The organism is Bradyrhizobium sp. LA6.8 (genome assembly GCF_040547935.1).
Taxonomy (GTDB): Bacteria; Pseudomonadota; Alphaproteobacteria; order Rhizobiales; family Xanthobacteraceae; genus Bradyrhizobium; species Bradyrhizobium barranii.
Window position 1 is genome coordinate 1,194,757 of the sequence record NZ_JBEPQQ010000001.1, and the last position, 16,027, is coordinate 1,210,783.

Genomic DNA, 16,027 nt, shown 5'->3' on the forward strand with positions numbered 1-16,027 from the left:
GGAGGATATCGATATGGCCACGATCGCATTCATCGGTCTCGGCAACATGGGCGGCCCGATGGCGGCTAACCTCGTCAAGGCCGGCCACAAAGTGGTGGCGTTCGATCTCGTCGAAGCCTCGCGCGCGCAGGCCAAGGCCGATGGCGCCGGCATTGCCGACAGCGCTGCGGGTGCGGTGAAGGGAGCCGATGTCGTCGTCACGATGCTGCCGGCCGGCAAGCACGTGCTCGGCGTCTGGAGCGAGGTTGTTCCCGCCATGGCCAAGGGCGCGCTGATCATCGACAGCTCCACCATCGACGTCGAGAGCGCGCGTCAGGCGCATGCGCTGGCGGCCAAGCATGGCGTGCTCTCGGTCGACGCGCCGGTGTCCGGCGGCACGGGTGGTGCCAAGGGCGCGACGCTCACCTTCATGTGCGGCGGCGAGGAGAGTGCGTTTGCGGCGGCAAAGCCGGTGCTGGAGAAGATGGGCAAGAAGATCGTGCATTGCGGCGGCGCCGGCGCCGGGCAGGCGGCAAAGATCTGCAACAACATGATCCTCGGCATTTCCATGATCGCGGTGAGCGAGGCCTTTGCGCTCGGTGAGAAGCTCGGGCTCTCGCATCAGGCGCTGTTCGACGTCGCTTCGACCTCGTCGGGCCAGTGCTGGTCGCTGACGACCTATTGCCCGGTGCCGGGCCCGGTGCCGACCTCGCCCGCCAACAACGATTACAAGCCGGGCTTTGCCTCGGCGCTGATGGTGAAGGATCTGACGCTGGCGCAGGACGCCGCCAAGGCCGCGGGCGCGGCCACGCCGCTCGGCAAGCATGCGCAGGAGATCTATCAGTCCTTCGATGCCGCCGGGCAGGGCGGGGTGGATTTTTCCGGAATTATCAAGCACGTTAGGGGGCTAGCCGGGAAAGCCTAATGACGACATTTCAGGACGCGCGCGCGTTTCTGCTAAAACACCGCACGGATTACGAGACAGCGGTCAAAGACTTCCGCTGGCCCGATCCGGTTCCCTTCAATTGGGCGCTCGACTGGTTCGACGAGCTCGCGAAGGATGCGGACGCCAAGGACCGGCCCGCGCTCTGGATCGTCGATGCCGCACAGGACAAGCAAACCAAGCTGTCTTTCGCGGCGCTCTCGCAGCGCTCCAACCAGGTCGCCAACTTCCTGCGCGCAAAGGGCCTGAAGCGCGGCGACCATCTCCTGCTGCTGCTCGGCAACGTGGTTCCGCTGTGGGAGACCATGCTGGCGGCGATGAAGCTCGGTGTCGTCGTGATTCCCGCGACCACGCTGCTCACCGCGGACGAGTTGCGCGACCGACTCGATCGCGGCAAGGCGAAGGCGGTGGTCGCGGCGCAAGACCAGGTCGCGAAATTCGCAAGTCTCGGTGCTGAGAATATCGTCCGCATCGTCGTCGGTGCGGCCTCCGATGGCTGGCTTGCCTATGACGAGGCAGCGAAGGCTTCGGAGAGCTTTACGGCTGACGGTCCGACCAACGCCGAAGACCCGATGCTGCTCTATTTCACCTCGGGCACCACGGCAAAACCAAAGCTCGTGCTGCACAGCCAGCGCAGCTATCCCGTCGGCCATCTCTCCACGATGTACTGGATCGGGCTGAAGCCGGGCGACGTCCATCTCAACATCTCGTCGCCCGGCTGGGCCAAGCACGCCTGGAGCTGTTTCTTCGCGCCGTGGAACGCGGGCGCGACCGTGTTCGTGGTCAACCAGCCGCGCTTCGATGCCAAGGGGCTGCTCGCCACCATCGGCCGCTGCGGCGTCACCACGCTGTGCGCGCCGCCGACGGTGTGGCGGCTGTTCATCCAGGAGAACCTTGCTTCGTTCAAGGTGAGCTTGCGCGAGGTCTGCGGCGCCGGCGAGCCGCTCAATCCGGAAGTGATCGACCAGGTGCAGGCCGCCTGGGGCCTCACCATCCGCGACGGCTACGGCCAGACCGAGACCACCGCGCTGGCCGGCAACTCGCCGGGCCAAAAGATCAAGGTCGGCTCGATGGGCCGGCCGCTGCCGGGCTATCGCGTGCAGGTCAGCGACGCCGACGGCCATCCGGCGAAGGAGGGCGAGGTGGCGCTGGTGCTCGGCACTGAGCGCCCCGCCGGCCTGATGCAGGGTTATCAGGGCGACGACGGCAAGCTGTCGGGTGCGGAAGGCGCGCTCTACCGCAGTGGCGACGTCGTGTTCGCAGACGAGGATGGCTATCTCACCTTCGTTGGCCGTTCCGACGACGTGTTCAAATCCTCCGACTATCGCATCAGCCCGTTCGAGCTGGAGAGCGTGCTGCTCGAGCATGAGCTCGTCGCAGAAGCTGCGGTGGTGCCGAGCCCGGACCCGATCCGGCTCGCGATCCCCAAGGCCTTTGTATTGCTGACATCAGGTGCGGAGCGCTCGCCCGAGACCGCGCTCTCCATCTTCAGGCATCTGCACACGCGCCTTGCACCGTTCAAGCGCATCCGCCGCCTTGAAATCGTCACCGAGCTGCCGAAGACGATCTCGGGCAAGATCCGCCGCGTGCAGCTCAGACGGCTGGAGCGCGACGACGACCGCAACGATCCCCTGCGCGGTCGCGAATTCCGGGAAGAGGATTTTCCGGAGCTGCCGAAAACACGGAGTGAGACCTAAGTGAACGAAGTCTGGAAGAAACCGCCGATTTCCCTTGAAGCCTATCAGGCCATGGTCGGCAAGGAGATCGGCGTGTCGTCGTGGCATCTGGTCGATCAGCCCCGCATCGACACCTATGCCGACGTGATCGAGGATCACCAGTTCATCCATGTCGATCCGGAGCGCGCGAAGAAGGAGACCGCCTTCGGCACCACCATCGCCCATGGCTTCCTGACGATGTCGCTGCTGTCGATCATGTCCTATGAGGTGATGCCGGTCATCGCCGGCACTACGATGGGCGTCAATTACGGCTTCGACAAGCTGCGCTTCATCTCGCCGGTGCGCTCGGGCAAGCGCGTCCGCGGCCGTTTCGTGCTGGCGGAAGCCAAGCTGCGTAAGCCCAACGAGTTGCAGTCCCGCACCAACGTCACGGTGGAGATCGAGGGTGAGGACAAGCCGGCGCTGGTCGCCGACTGGCTGGGCTTGATCTATTTCGCCTGATACCACGTGTCGTTGCCGGGCTTGACCCGACACCCCATCGCTGCTCAAAAGCTCTCCAAATCGCGCTCGGTGCACCCTCTCCCCTTGTGGGAGAGGGTGGCGAAATCGAGCGGAGCGAGATGAAGCCGGGTGAGGGGTATCTCTCCACACGCTCATCTGCCGAGAGAGACCCCTCATCCGGCGCTTCGCGCCACCTTCTCCCACAAGGGGAGAAGGGAAGAAAGCACAAGGACTCACAATGGCAATCAGGTTCGACGGACGTGTCGCCATCGTCACCGGCGCGGGTAATGGCCTCGGACGCGCCCATGCGCTGGGGCTGGCCAGCCGCGGCGCAAAAGTCGTCGTCAACGATTTCGGCGGCGCGCGTGACGGCAGCGGCGGCTCGCTGTCGCCGGCCGAAGCCGTCGTCGAGGAGATCCGCAAAGCCGGCGGCACCGCGATGGCCGACGGCGCCGACGTCTCCAATTTCGAGCAGGTCACCGCGATGGTCGAGCGCGCCACCAAGGAGTGGGGCAGCGTTGATCTGATGTGCGCCAATGCAGGCATCCTGCGCGATAAGTCGTTCGGCAAGATGGAGGCCGCCGATTTCCAGAAGGTGCTCGACGTGCATCTCGTCGGCACCTTCTATTGCTGCAAGGCGGCCTGGGCCGGCATGCGCGACCGCAATTACGGCCGCATCGTGCTGACGACCTCGTCCTCCGGCCTCTACGGCAATTTCGGCCAGGCCAATTACGGCGCGGCCAAGTCCGGCATGGTCGGCCTGATGAACGTGCTGGCCGAGGAAGGCCGCAAGAACAATATCCGCGTCAACATCATCTCGCCGACCGCGGCGACCCGCATGACGGAAGAGCTGCTGCCGCCACAGGCGCTGCAACTGATGAAGCCGAACGCGATCACGCCCGCTGTCGAGTACATGCTGAGCGAGGACGCACCGACCCGCACCATCATGGGCGCCGGTGCTGGCTCCTTCGCCGTGATCAAGATTGTGGAGAGCGAAGGCATCAACCTGCCGGAATCCGAATGGACGCCGGATGCGGTCGCCGCGCATTTCGCCGAGATCAGCGACATGTCGAAGGCGAAGGCGCTGCAGGGCGCGTTCGAGCAGACGCAGAAATACGTGGCGCAGGCCGCGGCACGGGCGGGGATCAAGCTCTGACTGACGTCGCCGTCATCGGTGCCGGTCCCGCCGGGCTGATGGCGGCGGAGGTGCTGGCGCAGGGCGGCGCCCGCGTCAGTGTCTACGATGCCATGCCGTCCGCGGGTCGCAAATTCCTGATGGCTGGCCGCGGGGGGCTCAATCTCACCCACAGCGAGCCGCTGCCGGAGTTCATGGCACGCTACCGCGAGGCAGCGCCGATGCTGCAAGCGGCGATCGCGGCGTTTTCGCCCGATGGGCTCCGCGCCTGGAGCGCGGCGCTGGGCGAGCCGACTTTCGTCGGCAGCAGCGGGCGCGTGTTTCCAAAGGCGTTCAAGGCCTCGCCCTTGCTGCGCGCCTGGCTGCGACGCCTCGACGCCGCCGGTGTGCGTTTCGCGTTTCGTCATCGCTGGACCGGCTGGGACGACCAAGGACGGCTTCGGTTTCAAACAGCCGACGGCGGGCAGGCCATCGCGGCCAAGGCCACAGTCCTCGCGCTCGGCGGCGCAAGCTGGCCGCGGCTGGGCTCCGACGGCGGCTGGGCCGATATCCTTGCGTCCAAAGGCGTTGCGATCTCGAAGCTGCGGCCGGCTAATTCCGGCTTCACCGTCGCATGGTCCGACGTGTTCCGCGACCGCTTTGAGGGCCAGCCGCTCAAGGGCGTGGCGCTGACGATCGGGGCGCATACGGTCCGCGGCGAAGCCATGATCACGCGCAGCGGCATCGAAGGTGGCGCCATCTACGCGTTGTCGGCCGAGCTGCGCGAGGCGGTGCTGGGTCTCGGGCAGGCGACGCTGACGATCGCATTGCGGCCCGACCTCGACGCTGCCTCGCTGACCACGCGCCTGTCGGGCACGCGCGGCAAGCAATCGCTGGCGAACTTCCTGCGCAAGGCGGCGCAGCTGTCGCCGGTCGGCATCGGCCTGATGCAGGAGACCGCCATCGCATCCGGCCGGCCGCTGGCGACGTTCTCGCCGGCGGAGCTTGCGAAGCTGATCAACGCCATTCCCGTTCAGCTCACCGGCGTCGCACCGATCGAGCGCGCCATCTCGACGGCGGGCGGGGTGACCTTCGACGAGCTCGACGACCACTTCATGCTGCGCAAGCTGCCCGGCGTGTTCGCCGCTGGCGAGATGCTGGACTGGGAGGCGCCGACCGGCGGCTATCTGTTGCAGGCGTCGTTTGCGACGGGGGCGGCGGCCGGAAGGGGCGTGTTGCGATGGCTCGCGTCGTCCTGATCACGACGTGCCGGTCCTGGTCAGAAGATCGGTGAGAAGACCTAGCACACCAAAGCTCGCCGCGACCACGCAGACAGCGGTCCAGCCGCCAAAAGTCCAGGCCAGCGAGGCCGCTGCGGAGCCGACGCCGCCGCCGATGAAGAACAGCGCAACGAACAGGCCGTTGATGCGGCCGCGCGCCTCGGGGTGCAGCAGATTGATGGCGCGGCGGCCGAGCGTCTGGTCGGCGGTGATGCCGACGTCGAGCAGGATCGTGCCGAGGCTCAATACCAGCAGAGCCGCCATGCGGGACTCCATCGCACCGGCCAGGGCGCAGAGCGCGAGCGAGCCGATGATGAGCAGATGCGCCACAAGAAACAGCGGGCGCGCCCAGCCCTTATCGCCCCAGCGGCCAGCGAGCGGTGTCGCCGCGGCGCCTGCGACGCCGATCAGCGCGAAGGCCGCGATGCCCTTGGAGTCGAGGCCGAATGGCGCCTCCGGCAGGCGCAGCGCGACCGCCGACCAGAAGGCGGTGAAGGAGGCCATGACCAGCGATGCGGTCCAGGCCCGCACGCGCAGCACAGGTTCTTCCCGCAGCAGCTTTGGGAACGAGCGGAGCAATTCGCCGTAGCCGACGCGGGCTGCCGGTCGCAGCGTCGGCAGATAACGGCCGAGCGCACCTGCGAGGAACGTCATCAGGATGGCTGAGGCGAGATAATAGGCACGCCAGCTCCAGAGATCTGCGATCAGGCTCGCTGCTGGCCGTGACAGCAGGATGCCGATCATCAATCCGCTCATGACTTCACCGATGGCCTGGCCGCGACGCTCGGGCGCCACCATCGAAGCCACGAGCGGAACCATCATCTGGATCGCGGCGCAGGAGGCGCCGAGAACGAACGTGGCGAGCAATAGCAGTGACGGCGTCGGCGCTAGCGCCGTTGCCAGCGCCGCGAAGATCGCGCAGCCGAGCGTGCGCAGGATCAGGCGCCGGTTCTCGATGAGATCGACCAGCGGCACCAGCAACAACAGGCCGAGCGCATAGCCGAGCAGCGTTAGTGTGCTGACGAGGCCAGCCTGCCAGGCGGTCATGGCCAGCGACCGGCCGATCAGTCCAACGAGGATCTGCGGCGCGAACAAATTGGTGACGACGCCGCCGGTGGCGATGGCGCCGAGCCAGATCAGGGATCGCTCGGCAAGTTGCTTCGGGGATGCGTGCTTGGTGGTTTCGGAGATGGTCATGGGACCTCGCGGGCAGGGTACGGGTCCCCTTTAAGCGGGGTGACTAATATGCTACAATTCAATTAAGCCTATAAAGAATATGCGAGTTCGTTATGAATACCCATGACCTTGTCGCCTTCGTCGCTGTGGTCGAGACCGGATCAATCGTTGCCGCCTCGACGCGCCTCAATCTCACGCAGCCTGGCGTAACCCGGCGCATCCAGAATCTCGAGGAGATGCTGGGCGCGCAGTTGTTGGACCGCCTGTCGAAGCCGTTGAAGCCCACGGCCGCAGGTCGTGAGGCCTATGAGCAGGGCCGGCGCCTTCTTCGGATGCTGGACGACCTCAAGTCAGGCGTCGCCAATGACGGCGTTGTGCGCGGCGAGTTCAGGCTCGGCCTCACGCCGTTTCTCTCCGAGGCCGGACTCAGCGCGCCGCTCGACGCGGTGCGTGCCGAATTTCCGGCGCTGAGCGTGCGCGTTGTCTCGGGCTGGTCGCCCAACCAAGTCGAGCGGGTCAGCCGCAACGAGCTGGATGCCGCCGCGATCTGCCTACCTGACGGGGCAATGCCGCCTGCCGATCTCGTCGCCGACGATCTCGGGTCGCAGCCGGTGGTGTTCGTCGTCGCGCGCGACATGAAGATTCCGCGCACCGTCGACCTGGAGCGCCTGTCGCAGCTCTCGTGGGTGATCAACCAGGACGGTTGCGGATTTCGCGACACACTCAAGCGTCGCTTCGATGCAGAGCATTTACCGTTCACCGTCGCTGTGGAGGCGCTGGACAGCGAGCTTCGGCTGTCGCTGGTGTCACGCGGTCTGGGCGTCGGCTTGGTCACGCCGATCGGGCTGAAGCGCAGCGCATTTCGCGACAAGCTCAAGCCGGTCGCTGCGCGGGAGTTCAATCCCGCCGTGCGCGCATGGCTGGTGCATCGCCCGCCGGCCGGGCGACTGACTCGCCCGATCAACCTGTTCCGCGACGGACTGGATCGGGAGCTGCAAGCTCTAATTCGCGCCTAGCGCAGCTTCCCGCGCGCGGCCACCGGCAGCGTGCCGATGATCTCATCGCCGCGCACCATCACGACCTCGTCCATCATGTTGACGACGACGCAGACGTGATTGGGCACGATGCGGACGACGTCGCCGACGTTCGGCCTTGTGTTGCTGCGCGAGAGGTCGAGGAAGCCGTGTTCTTCCGCGAAGCGCGCAATTTTGGCCTCGGGGTGCTCCAGGATCAGGCCGTGTCCGTCGAGGCCGCCGGTGTCCGTCGTCAGCGTCTTCGAGCCGGCGTCCAGAATGCCGCGCTCGGGTGCGGCGCGGCTGACGACGGTCGAATAGATGTGCAGCGCGCAATCGTCCCAGGTGGCGGAGCCGGCGGCGACCTGCATGCGGTCATTGTAGATGTAGGTGCCGAAGCGATGCTCGGTGCCGCCCTTGAGCTTGCCGAGGTTCTTCAGGTTCGGCGTGCCGCCGGTCGAGACGATCTTGGCGTCCAGTCCGTGCGCGCGCACGCCGGCCAGCGCCTCGTCGTAGAATTTCTGCGCGTCGGCCCAGCCGGTCTCGGTCGGGTACAACATGAAACCGGCGAATTCGAGCCCCTTGGACCCGGCGATCTCGCGGGCCAGCGCAATCGCCTCAGCCGGGGTCTCGACGCCCGCGCGCTTGCGCCCCGTATCGCATTCGACCACGACCGAGAGCGGACGACCCGAGGCTGCGGCTGCCTTGGGCAGGCCGGCGACGACCGTCGAGTTATCGGCAGCGACCGTCATGTTCGCCTTCGCCTGCAGCGCGCCTAGGCGTGCCATCTTCTCTTCGCCGAGCAGATTGTAGCTGATCAGGATGTCGTCGATGCCGGCATTGGCCATGATCTCGGCTTCGCCGAGCTTCTGGCAGGTGATGCCCTTGGCGCCCGCTGCGACCTGCAGCTTCGCGATCGTCGGGTTCTTGTGCGTCTTGATGTGCGGCCGGTTGGCGACACCCGCATCGTCGCAGGCCTTCTGGATCCGCGCGATGTTGCGCTCGACCCGGTCCATGTCGATGACGGCGCAGGGAGTGCCATATTCACGGGCGATCTTGGCGGCGAGGGGAGTGGTCATGTCATCTCTCTATTTCTGGACCCGTAGGATGGGTAGAGCGAAGCGAAACCCATCAATACCTAATCCCGTTGTGCGATGGGTTGCGCTGCGCTCTACCCATCCTACGAATTACGCTTGCTCGATTTCTTCGCGGAGCATTTCCAGTTCGAGCCAGCGCTCTTCGGCGGCGGACAATTCGTCGTGCGCCTTGGCGATGGCGGCGGAGGTGTCGTCGAATTTCTTGCGGTCTTTGGTGTAGAGATTGGGATCATCGAGGAAGCGCTGCAGCTTGGCAATGTCGGCGTGCAGGGTCTCGATCTTCTTCGGCAGCGTTTCCAGCGCGTGCTTCTCGTTGAAGCTCAGCCGCCGCTTTGCCGTGGCAGACGGAGCAGCCGGCCGCTCCTCTTTCTTTTCCGCGGGGGCTTGCGCCTTCGTCGTGTCGCGCTTGAGATCGGCACCGCGCTGCGCCAGCATGTCGCTGTAGCCGCCGGCATATTCGGTCCACTTGCCGTTGCCTTCGGGTGCGATCACGGACGTGACGACGCGGTCGAGGAAGTCGCGGTCGTGGCTGATCAGGATCACGGTGCCCTCGTAGTCGCCGAGCATGTCCTCGAGCACGTCGAGCGTCTCGAGGTCGAGATCGTTGGTCGGCTCGTCCAGCACCAGCAGGTTCGAGGGTTTTGCCAGCGCGCGGGCCAGCATCAGCCGGCCGCGCTCACCGCCCGAGAGCACCTCGACAGGCGTGCCGCGCTGCTCCTGGGCGAACAGGAAGTCCTTCATGTAGCCGACCACATGCTTCGGTTTGCCGCCGACCATGATCTGGTCGCCACGGCCGCCGGTTAGCGCCTCGGCCAGCGTCGACTTGGGATCGAGGCTTTCGCGGTGCTGGTCGAGCGTGGCCGTCTCAAGATTGGCGCCGAGCCGCACGATGCCGGAATCAGGCTCCGCGCCGCCGGTGAGCAGGTTGACCAGCGTGGTCTTGCCGGCGCCGTTCGGTCCGACGATGCCGAGCCGGTCGCCGCGCTGGATTCGGGTGGAAAAATTGTCGACGATCGCGCGGTCGCCGAAGGCCTTGGTGATGCCCTTGGCCTCGATCACCAGCTTGCCGGATTGCTCCGCTTCGGACGCAGCGAGACTGGCGGTGCCGGCCGTGCCGCGATAGTTGCGGCGCTGGTCGCGCAGTGCATGCAGATTGCCGAGCCGCTTGACGTTGCGCTTGCGGCGGCCGGAGACGCCGTGGCGCAGCCAGTGCTCCTCGTCGACGATCTTGCGGTCGAGCTTGTGCTGGTCGCGCTCTTCCTCGGCGAGCACCTCGTCGCGCCAGCTCTCGAACGAGGCGAAGCCACGATCGATCTGCTTGATCTTGCCGCGGTCGAGCCATGCGGTCGAGCGCGAGAGATTGGTGAGGAAACGGCGGTCATGGCTGATGATCACCAGCGCGCCGCGGCGGCTGTCGAGCTCCTTTTCCAGCCATTCGATGGTGGAGAGGTCCAGATGGTTGGTCGGCTCGTCCAGCAGCAATATGTCGGGCGAGGGCGCCAGCACGCGAGCCAGCGCGGCACGGCGGGCCTCGCCGCCGGAGACGTTGGCCGGGTTCTCGTTGCCGGTAAGCCCGAGCTGCTCCACGAGGTAGCGTGCCTGGTACGGGTCGTCGCCGGGCGCGAGGCCCGCCTCGACATAGGCGAGCGTGGTCTTGTGGTCGCCGAAGTCAGGCTCCTGCGGCAGATAGCGAACGGTCGCGCCCGGCTGCACGAAGCGCGTGCCGCCGTCGGGCTCGACGAGGCCGGCTGCGATCTTCAGCAGCGTCGACTTGCCTGAGCCGTTGCGGCCGATCAGGCAGACGCGCTCGCTCGGCGCGACGTTGAGCTCGACGCCGCTGAGCAGCGGCGTGCCGCCAAAGGTGAGCTTGATGTCTTTGAGTTGGATCAGGGGCGGCGCCATGACTAGCCTTGATTCAAATTCTGGCTCGTCGCGGCCTGGTCGGCACGGCGGCGCTGGATCCGGCGCAGCGTCTGGTCGAGCGCGGAGAGGAACGCGGAGCGGTCGCGCGGCGCGAACGAGCGCGGCCCGCCGGTGACTTCGCCGGCCGAGCGCAGATCCGTCATCAGATTGCGCACCGCCAGCGTCATCCCGATCGACTCTTCCGTGAACGGCTTGCCGTTCGGTGCGATCACGTCGGCGCCCGCTTTCACGCAGCGGCTCGCCAGCGGAATATCTGATGTCACGACGACGTCGCCCGGCTTGGCCCGCTCCGCGATCCAGTCGTCGGCGGCATCCATGCCGGCGCCGGCCGCGATCCGCTCGATCATCGGGTCCTGCGGAACGCGGATGAAGTTGCCGGCAACCACGCTCACGGGCACGCCGTGCCGGAGCGCGACGCGGTAGATCTCGTCCTTCACCGGGCAGGCGTCGGCGTCGACATAGATGCGGGTGGGGGTATCAGTCATTCGCCGCGTGGTACCCCATTCGGGCCGCAAAGGCGAGGGGATTGACCGGTGTTCCCGGGGGCCTACGATCAACCCTGAAACAACAAGAATTCAGGGAAAGGCCCGCCATGCCGAACCGGCTCGAAACCTACCGCGTCGAGGCCTACAACACCGCCAAACAGTCCGAAAACAAGATGCATGACGACACGGTGGCGCGCCGCTTCGGCTTTTCCGGCGGGCTGGTCCCGGGCGTCGATGTCTTCGCCTACATGATGCACGTGCCGGTGGCGCGCTGGGGCCGCGATTTCCTGTCGCGCGGGCTGGTCGAGGCCCGCTTCATCAAGCCGGTCTATGACGGCGAGACCGCCGATGTCGATGCGACCGAGCACAACGAGCTTCTCACGATCGAGGTGTTCAGCCGCACCGAGCTGTGCGCCACGGGGACAGCGTCGCTCCCGGCGGCCGCGCCTGTGGTGTCATTGAACGACTATGTCGAGGTCGCGGCCATTGCCGAGCGCAAGCCTGTGAGCCCGGCAGCGTTCGAGGTGGGCAAATGGCTGGGCACGACGCCGCGCCGCTGGGCCGGACAGGACGCGATCGACTATCTCGCCGACGTCAGGGAAACCGATCCGATTTTTGCGCGCGAGGGGCTCGGCCATCCCGGCCTGATCCAGCGCGTGATGAACCGCGTCCTCGTCGACAACACGATTTTGGGCCCGTGGATCCATGTCGGCAGCCGCATGCAGCTGCTGTCGGCCGCGCGCGCCGGCGACGAGATCTCCGCGCGGGCAAAAGTCACCGCGAACTACGAGAAGAAGGGCCACCGCTTCGTCGAGCTCGACGCGCTGGTCGTCGCCAACGGCACGACGCCGCTGGCGCACTGCCAGCATACTGCGATCTACCAGCCGCGCGAGCAGGCGGCGGCCTGAAAGCCAGTTGAGGTCTCCTTGCGCGCCCTCGTTTGTTTCGGAATAGCACTCCTTTTGTCGCTCCAGGCGCTTTGCGTCGTGCATGCCGCCGCACCGGTGTCCGATAGTGTGTCGCTCAGCGAGCAGACGACGACGTGGAGCACCGTCAAGTTCGCCGTCGATGCGGAGAATGGCTTTGTCAGCGGGTCGCTCGACAAGAGCGTGATCGTCGAACGCAGTTTCAAATCCTACGTGCTTGAGAATCGATATCTGAGGGTAACGCTCGTGCCCGAATTCGGAGGGCGTATTCTTTCCATGGTCTACAAGCCGACCGGCCACGAGCAGCTTTATCGAACGGACGTCGGAGTGCCCTACGGCATGAAGGCCGGAAATTTCTACTACGACTGGCTGATGGTGTACGGCGGAATCTTTCCCACGTTCCCGGATGCCGAGCACGGCAAGACGTGGCTGAAGCCGTGGGCTTTCCGGGTGGTGAAGGAGGGCGCCGGCGAAGTCACGGTCGTGATGTCGTTTCGGGATGACTTCGACTATTCCGCGCGGCCGAGCAAGTTCAGGGGCGCGACCGGCATCGAGGCGAACTACTACGTCACGCTGAAGGCCGATCGTGCCGCACTCGATGCGCGCGTGGTGCTGAAGAATCCGAACGACGAGGCTGTGCAATACGAGTACTGGACGTGCACGACGCTCGCTCCGGGATCGGAGCCGAAAAATCCCAGGGCAACGGGCGGCGCCGAAATCATCGCGCCGATCCGAACTTACACGACGCCTGCCTGGTCGACCAATCTGGCAGACGGCGACGAGAGCGCGGGTATGGGCAGGCGGCGCTTCGAAAACCTGCGTTACTTCAAGAACTGGCCAACGATGGGCATCGCCTATGCTGCGCCAGATATGCAGGGCGGGAATTTCTGGGGCGTCATCAACCATGACAATGCAGAAGGAATTATTCGCGTTGCGGACAATACCCTCACGCGGGGCTTGAAAATGTGGACGTGGGGGTTTCCGTCGTTCACCGGCGAAACCGATGCCCGGAAGGATCCGAACGAGTGGCGGCCGTATGTCGAATTATGGGCGGGCGTGTCAGACCAGTTTTTCCACAGCGCAGACTTTCCCGCACGCAGTGAGGTGTCGATTCCGGAAACCTACAGCCCGACCGTCGGCATGAGCAACGTGACGCATGCGAACGAGAAGATCCTGATCAATTTCTCGGCCGAGGCGTCTCGCGCCGTCCTCGAGTTCTTCAGCGTCGAACCGGCCATCCCGTTGCTTGTCACGTTGAAACAGGGTGACACGGCTCTGTTCAGCGGGGTCGTGAGCGCCGATCCGAACAACGGAAATCGCATTTCGGCAGCGATCGCCGACGGCCGTAGCGGGGAAAAGATACGGCTAACGATCACGACCACGGAGGGAAAGGAGTTGATCGCCGCCGAAACGGCGATCAAGTGATCTCTTTCGGAATGCCGGTCGAACCCCCGGCGTTGTCACGATCGCGGAACTCCCCCTACGCCGCGTTCCCCTTAGCATCCTGGATCGCGCGCCACACCCGCTCCGGGGTCAGCGGCATGTCGATGTGCTTGATGCCGTAGTCGGAGAGGGCGTCGAGCACCGCGTTTACCACCGTCGACAGGCTGCCGGCGCAGCCGGCTTCGCCGCAGCCCTTGCTGCCGAGCGGATTGGTCGTGGCCGGCACCGGATGATCGCCGACCGTCATGTTCGGAACGTCCTCCGCGCGCGGCAGCGCGTAGTCCATCAGCGAGCCCGTGATCGGCTGGCCGCTCTCGTCGTAGCGGACATGCTCCATCAGCGCCTGGCCGATGCCCTGGACGACGCCGCCATGAAGCTGGCCCGCGACCAGCAGCGGGTTGATCACCGTGCCGAAATCGTTGACCGCGCTGTAGCGCACGATCTGCACCACACCGGTATCAGGATCGATCTCGACCTCGGCGACGTGGCAGCCGTTCGGGAACGCCGAGGGCACCGGCTCGCTGGTATGGTCGACGTCGAGGCTGTCAGGCACGCCGTCCGGCACCTTGCCGTCATGCAGCTTCCTGGCGAGCTCCATGATGTCGATGCTGCGATCGGTGCCCGCAATGGTGAAGCTGCCGTCGGCGAACTCGATGTCGGCCTCGGAGGCTTCCAGCATATGCGCCGCGGCGCGCTTGCCCTTCTCGATCACGAGCTTGGCGGCGCCCACGATGGCCATGCCGCTCGCCGTGATGGAGCGCGAACCGCCGGTGCCGTTGCCGGTGTGGACGATGTCGCTGTCGCCTTGCTCCAGCTTCACGCTGTCGAACGGCACCCCTAACTGCGCGCACAGCACCTGCGCGAATGCGGACGCGTGGCCCTGGCCGTAATCGAGTGTGCCGGTGATGAGCTGTACCGAGCCATCGGGATCGAACACGATCTTGCCGAGTTCGGGGCTCGGCGGCGCGGTGACCTCGAGATAGGAGCCGACGGCGATGCCGCGCAGCTTGCCGATCTTCTTGCTCTCTTTCTTGCGCTTGGTGAAGTTCTCGTGGTCGGAGATTTCGAGCGCCTTGTTGAACACCGCCTGGAAGTCGCCGCTGTCATAGGTGACGCCGGAGGAGGCCGGGAACGGCATCTGGTTCGGCTTGATGAAGTTGCGCTTGCGCAAGGTCAGCCGGTTGATGCCCATCTCGTCGGCGGCGCGGTCGATCAGCCGCTCCATGTAGTAGTTCGCCTCGGGCCGGCCGGCGCCGCGATAGGCGCCCATCAGCGTGGTGTTGGTGAGCACCGTCTTGATGTCGACCGCCATCAGCGGCGTGCGGTAGACGCTGGAAAAGTTCTTGCCGGTGTTGAGCGAGAGCGGTCCCGGCGCGACGCCGGTGATGTAGGCGCCGAGATTGCCATAGCCTTCAAGCTTTGCCGCGAGGAAGTGCCCCTCGGCGTCGAGCGCCAGCTCGGCATGGATTTTCTGCGCACGGCCGTGGCTGTCGGAGAGGAAGCTGGTGGAGCGTTCATCCAGCCACTTCACCGGGCGGCCAAGCTCCTTGGCCGCGTACAGGATGCACATGTATTCGGGGTAATTGACGTTCTTCATGCCGAAGGAGCCGCCGACATTGGCGGTGAGGACCCGCACCTTCTCGTTCGGCACCTTCAGGTTCTTGGCGAGGTTGGCGCGGTTGCCCGCAACGCCCTGCGTCGGCATCTGGATGGTGTAGCGCTCGGTCTTCTTGTCGTAGGAGGCGAGCCCCACGCGCGGCTCCATCGAGACGACGGCGACGCGGGTGTTCTCGATGTCGACCTTGGTGACGTGGGCGGCACTGGCGAAGGCCGCGTTCACCTTGTCGATGTCGCCATAGTGGTAGTCGAGCGCGACATTGTTCGGGATGTGGTCATAGAGCAGCGGTGCACCGGGCCTGGCGGCTTCCTCGGGATCGGTCACCGCCGGCAGCGGCTCGATATCGAGCTCGACGGCTTCGGCGGCGTCGCGCGCCTGCGCCAGCGTGTCGGCGACCACGAAGGCGACGGGATCGCCGACGAAACGGACCTTGTCGGTCGCCAGCGGCTGCCGGTTGGTCTGGAGCAGGGGGGAGCCGTCGCGGCTCTTCAGCGGCAGGCCGCAGGTGAAGGGGCCGTAGCCGGCGCCATCGAGGTCCTTGCCGGTCCACACCCCCAGCACGCCCGGCATGGCCCTGGCGGCGTCGGTGCCGATGCCGCGGATGAGCCCATGGGCATGGGTTGAGCGGACGACCACGGCATGGGCCTGGCCAGGCAGGTTGAAATCGTCGGTGTAGCGGCCCTTGCCGCGCACCAGCGTATCGTCTTCCTTGCGGCGGACCGGCTGCCCGACGCCGTATTTTTGCAGTGCAATAGCGTTTTCGAGCGTGGACGATTTGGTGTGTTCTTGCATGGAATTGACCTGAAAAGCCGGCAATCGCGCGTTTTGGGGGGCGCCTGGAGGACCGGACCCC

General features: G+C 65.6%; 13 protein-coding genes. 8 read left to right on the forward strand and 5 right to left on the reverse strand.

What is annotated here, in order from left to right; all coding sequences use genetic code 11:
- Positions 1-7: 7 nt before the first annotated feature.
- The 5 genes from mmsB (at position 8) to ABIA90_RS05245 (ending at position 5,472) form a co-directional block, all read left to right on the forward strand.
- The gene (gene mmsB, locus ABIA90_RS05225) at positions 8-904 is read left to right on the forward strand and encodes a 3-hydroxyisobutyrate dehydrogenase (RefSeq protein ID WP_354117636.1); all 897 of its coding nucleotides are present in this window, start codon (positions 8-10) and stop codon (positions 902-904) included.
- Positions 904-2,619, forward strand: a complete 1,716-nt coding sequence (locus ABIA90_RS05230) for an AMP-binding protein (protein ID WP_354117512.1) — start codon at positions 904-906, stop codon at positions 2,617-2,619. The genes mmsB and ABIA90_RS05230 overlap by 1 nt, the downstream gene beginning before the upstream one ends.
- Positions 2,620-3,099, forward strand: a complete 480-nt coding sequence (locus ABIA90_RS05235; RefSeq protein ID WP_014495943.1) for a MaoC family dehydratase — start codon at positions 2,620-2,622, stop codon at positions 3,097-3,099.
- Between the two features lie 238 nt (positions 3,100-3,337).
- The gene (locus ABIA90_RS05240) at positions 3,338-4,255 is read left to right on the forward strand and encodes an SDR family NAD(P)-dependent oxidoreductase (RefSeq protein WP_354117513.1); all 918 of its coding nucleotides are present in this window, start codon (positions 3,338-3,340) and stop codon (positions 4,253-4,255) included.
- Entirely contained in the window at positions 4,252-5,472 is a 1,221-nt protein-coding gene (locus tag ABIA90_RS05245; RefSeq protein WP_354117637.1) for a BaiN/RdsA family NAD(P)/FAD-dependent oxidoreductase, read from the forward strand. Before ABIA90_RS05240 ends, ABIA90_RS05245 begins: the two co-directional genes overlap by 4 nt.
- On the opposite strand, the gene ABIA90_RS05250 is transcribed toward ABIA90_RS05245, so the two are convergent.
- Positions 5,473-6,690 (reverse strand): MFS transporter, encoded by a 1,218-nt coding sequence (locus ABIA90_RS05250; RefSeq protein ID WP_354117514.1) that lies wholly within the window; start codon positions 6,688-6,690, stop codon positions 5,473-5,475.
- 92 nt (positions 6,691-6,782) lie between these two features.
- On the opposite strand from ABIA90_RS05250, the gene ABIA90_RS05255 reads away from it, so the two are divergent.
- A complete protein-coding gene (locus ABIA90_RS05255) occupies positions 6,783-7,685 on the forward strand; it encodes a LysR family transcriptional regulator (protein ID WP_166095420.1) in 903 nt (300 codons plus the stop codon).
- Here the strand turns inward: ABIA90_RS05255 and ABIA90_RS05260 are convergent.
- The 3 genes from ABIA90_RS05260 to ABIA90_RS05270 all read right to left on the reverse strand — a co-directional run bounded on the left by ABIA90_RS05260 (position 7,682) and on the right by ABIA90_RS05270 (position 11,187).
- A complete protein-coding gene (locus ABIA90_RS05260; RefSeq protein ID WP_354117515.1) occupies positions 7,682-8,761 on the reverse strand; it encodes a D-TA family PLP-dependent enzyme in 1,080 nt (359 codons plus the stop codon). The genes ABIA90_RS05255 and ABIA90_RS05260 overlap by 4 nt on opposite strands.
- 108 nt (positions 8,762-8,869) lie before the next feature.
- Positions 8,870-10,681: an ABC-F family ATP-binding cassette domain-containing protein gene (locus ABIA90_RS05265; RefSeq protein WP_354117516.1), complete on the reverse strand. Its 1,812-nt coding sequence runs from the start codon at positions 10,679-10,681 to the stop codon at positions 8,870-8,872.
- A 2-nt stretch (positions 10,682-10,683) separates the two neighbouring features.
- Complete coding sequence (locus tag ABIA90_RS05270; RefSeq protein WP_063983805.1) at positions 10,684-11,187, reverse strand: YaiI/YqxD family protein; 504 nt, start codon at positions 11,185-11,187, stop codon at positions 10,684-10,686.
- A 107-nt stretch (positions 11,188-11,294) separates the two neighbouring features.
- Here ABIA90_RS05270 and ABIA90_RS05275 point away from each other — a divergent pair, with 107 nt between their 5' ends.
- Positions 11,295-12,095 (forward strand): hypothetical protein, encoded by an 801-nt coding sequence (locus ABIA90_RS05275; protein ID WP_354117517.1) that lies wholly within the window; start codon positions 11,295-11,297, stop codon positions 12,093-12,095.
- Positions 12,096-12,113: 18 nt separating this feature from the next.
- On the forward strand, positions 12,114-13,538 hold the full coding sequence (locus ABIA90_RS05280; protein WP_354117518.1) for a DUF5107 domain-containing protein: 1,425 nt from the start codon (positions 12,114-12,116) through the stop codon (positions 13,536-13,538).
- 55 nt (positions 13,539-13,593) lie between these two features.
- On the opposite strand, the gene ABIA90_RS05285 is transcribed toward ABIA90_RS05280, so the two are convergent.
- Positions 13,594-15,966: a xanthine dehydrogenase family protein molybdopterin-binding subunit gene (locus tag ABIA90_RS05285; protein ID WP_354117519.1), complete on the reverse strand. Its 2,373-nt coding sequence runs from the start codon at positions 15,964-15,966 to the stop codon at positions 13,594-13,596.
- Positions 15,967-16,027: the final 61 nt, after the last annotated feature.

Bases quoted from the DNA above. Each gene is read 5' to 3' on its own strand.
- ABIA90_RS05230 (WP_354117512.1), top strand. From the start codon at position 904: ATGACGACATTTCAGGACGCGCGCGCGTTTCTGCTAAAACACCGCACG.
- ABIA90_RS05240 (WP_354117513.1), top strand. From the start codon at position 3,338: ATGGCAATCAGGTTCGACGGACGTGTCGCCATCGTCACCGGCGCGGGT.
- ABIA90_RS05250 (WP_354117514.1), bottom strand. From the start codon at position 6,690: ATGACCATCTCCGAAACCACCAAGCACGCATCCCCGAAGCAACTTGCC.
- ABIA90_RS05255 (WP_166095420.1), top strand. From the start codon at position 6,783: ATGAATACCCATGACCTTGTCGCCTTCGTCGCTGTGGTCGAGACCGGA.
- ABIA90_RS05260 (WP_354117515.1), bottom strand. From the start codon at position 8,761: ATGACCACTCCCCTCGCCGCCAAGATCGCCCGTGAATATGGCACTCCC.
- ABIA90_RS05265 (WP_354117516.1), bottom strand. From the start codon at position 10,681: ATGGCGCCGCCCCTGATCCAACTCAAAGACATCAAGCTCACCTTTGGC.
- ABIA90_RS05270 (WP_063983805.1), bottom strand. From the start codon at position 11,187: ATGACTGATACCCCCACCCGCATCTATGTCGACGCCGACGCCTGCCCG.
- ABIA90_RS05275 (WP_354117517.1), top strand. From the start codon at position 11,295: ATGCCGAACCGGCTCGAAACCTACCGCGTCGAGGCCTACAACACCGCC.
- ABIA90_RS05285 (WP_354117519.1), bottom strand. From the start codon at position 15,966: ATGCAAGAACACACCAAATCGTCCACGCTCGAAAACGCTATTGCACTG.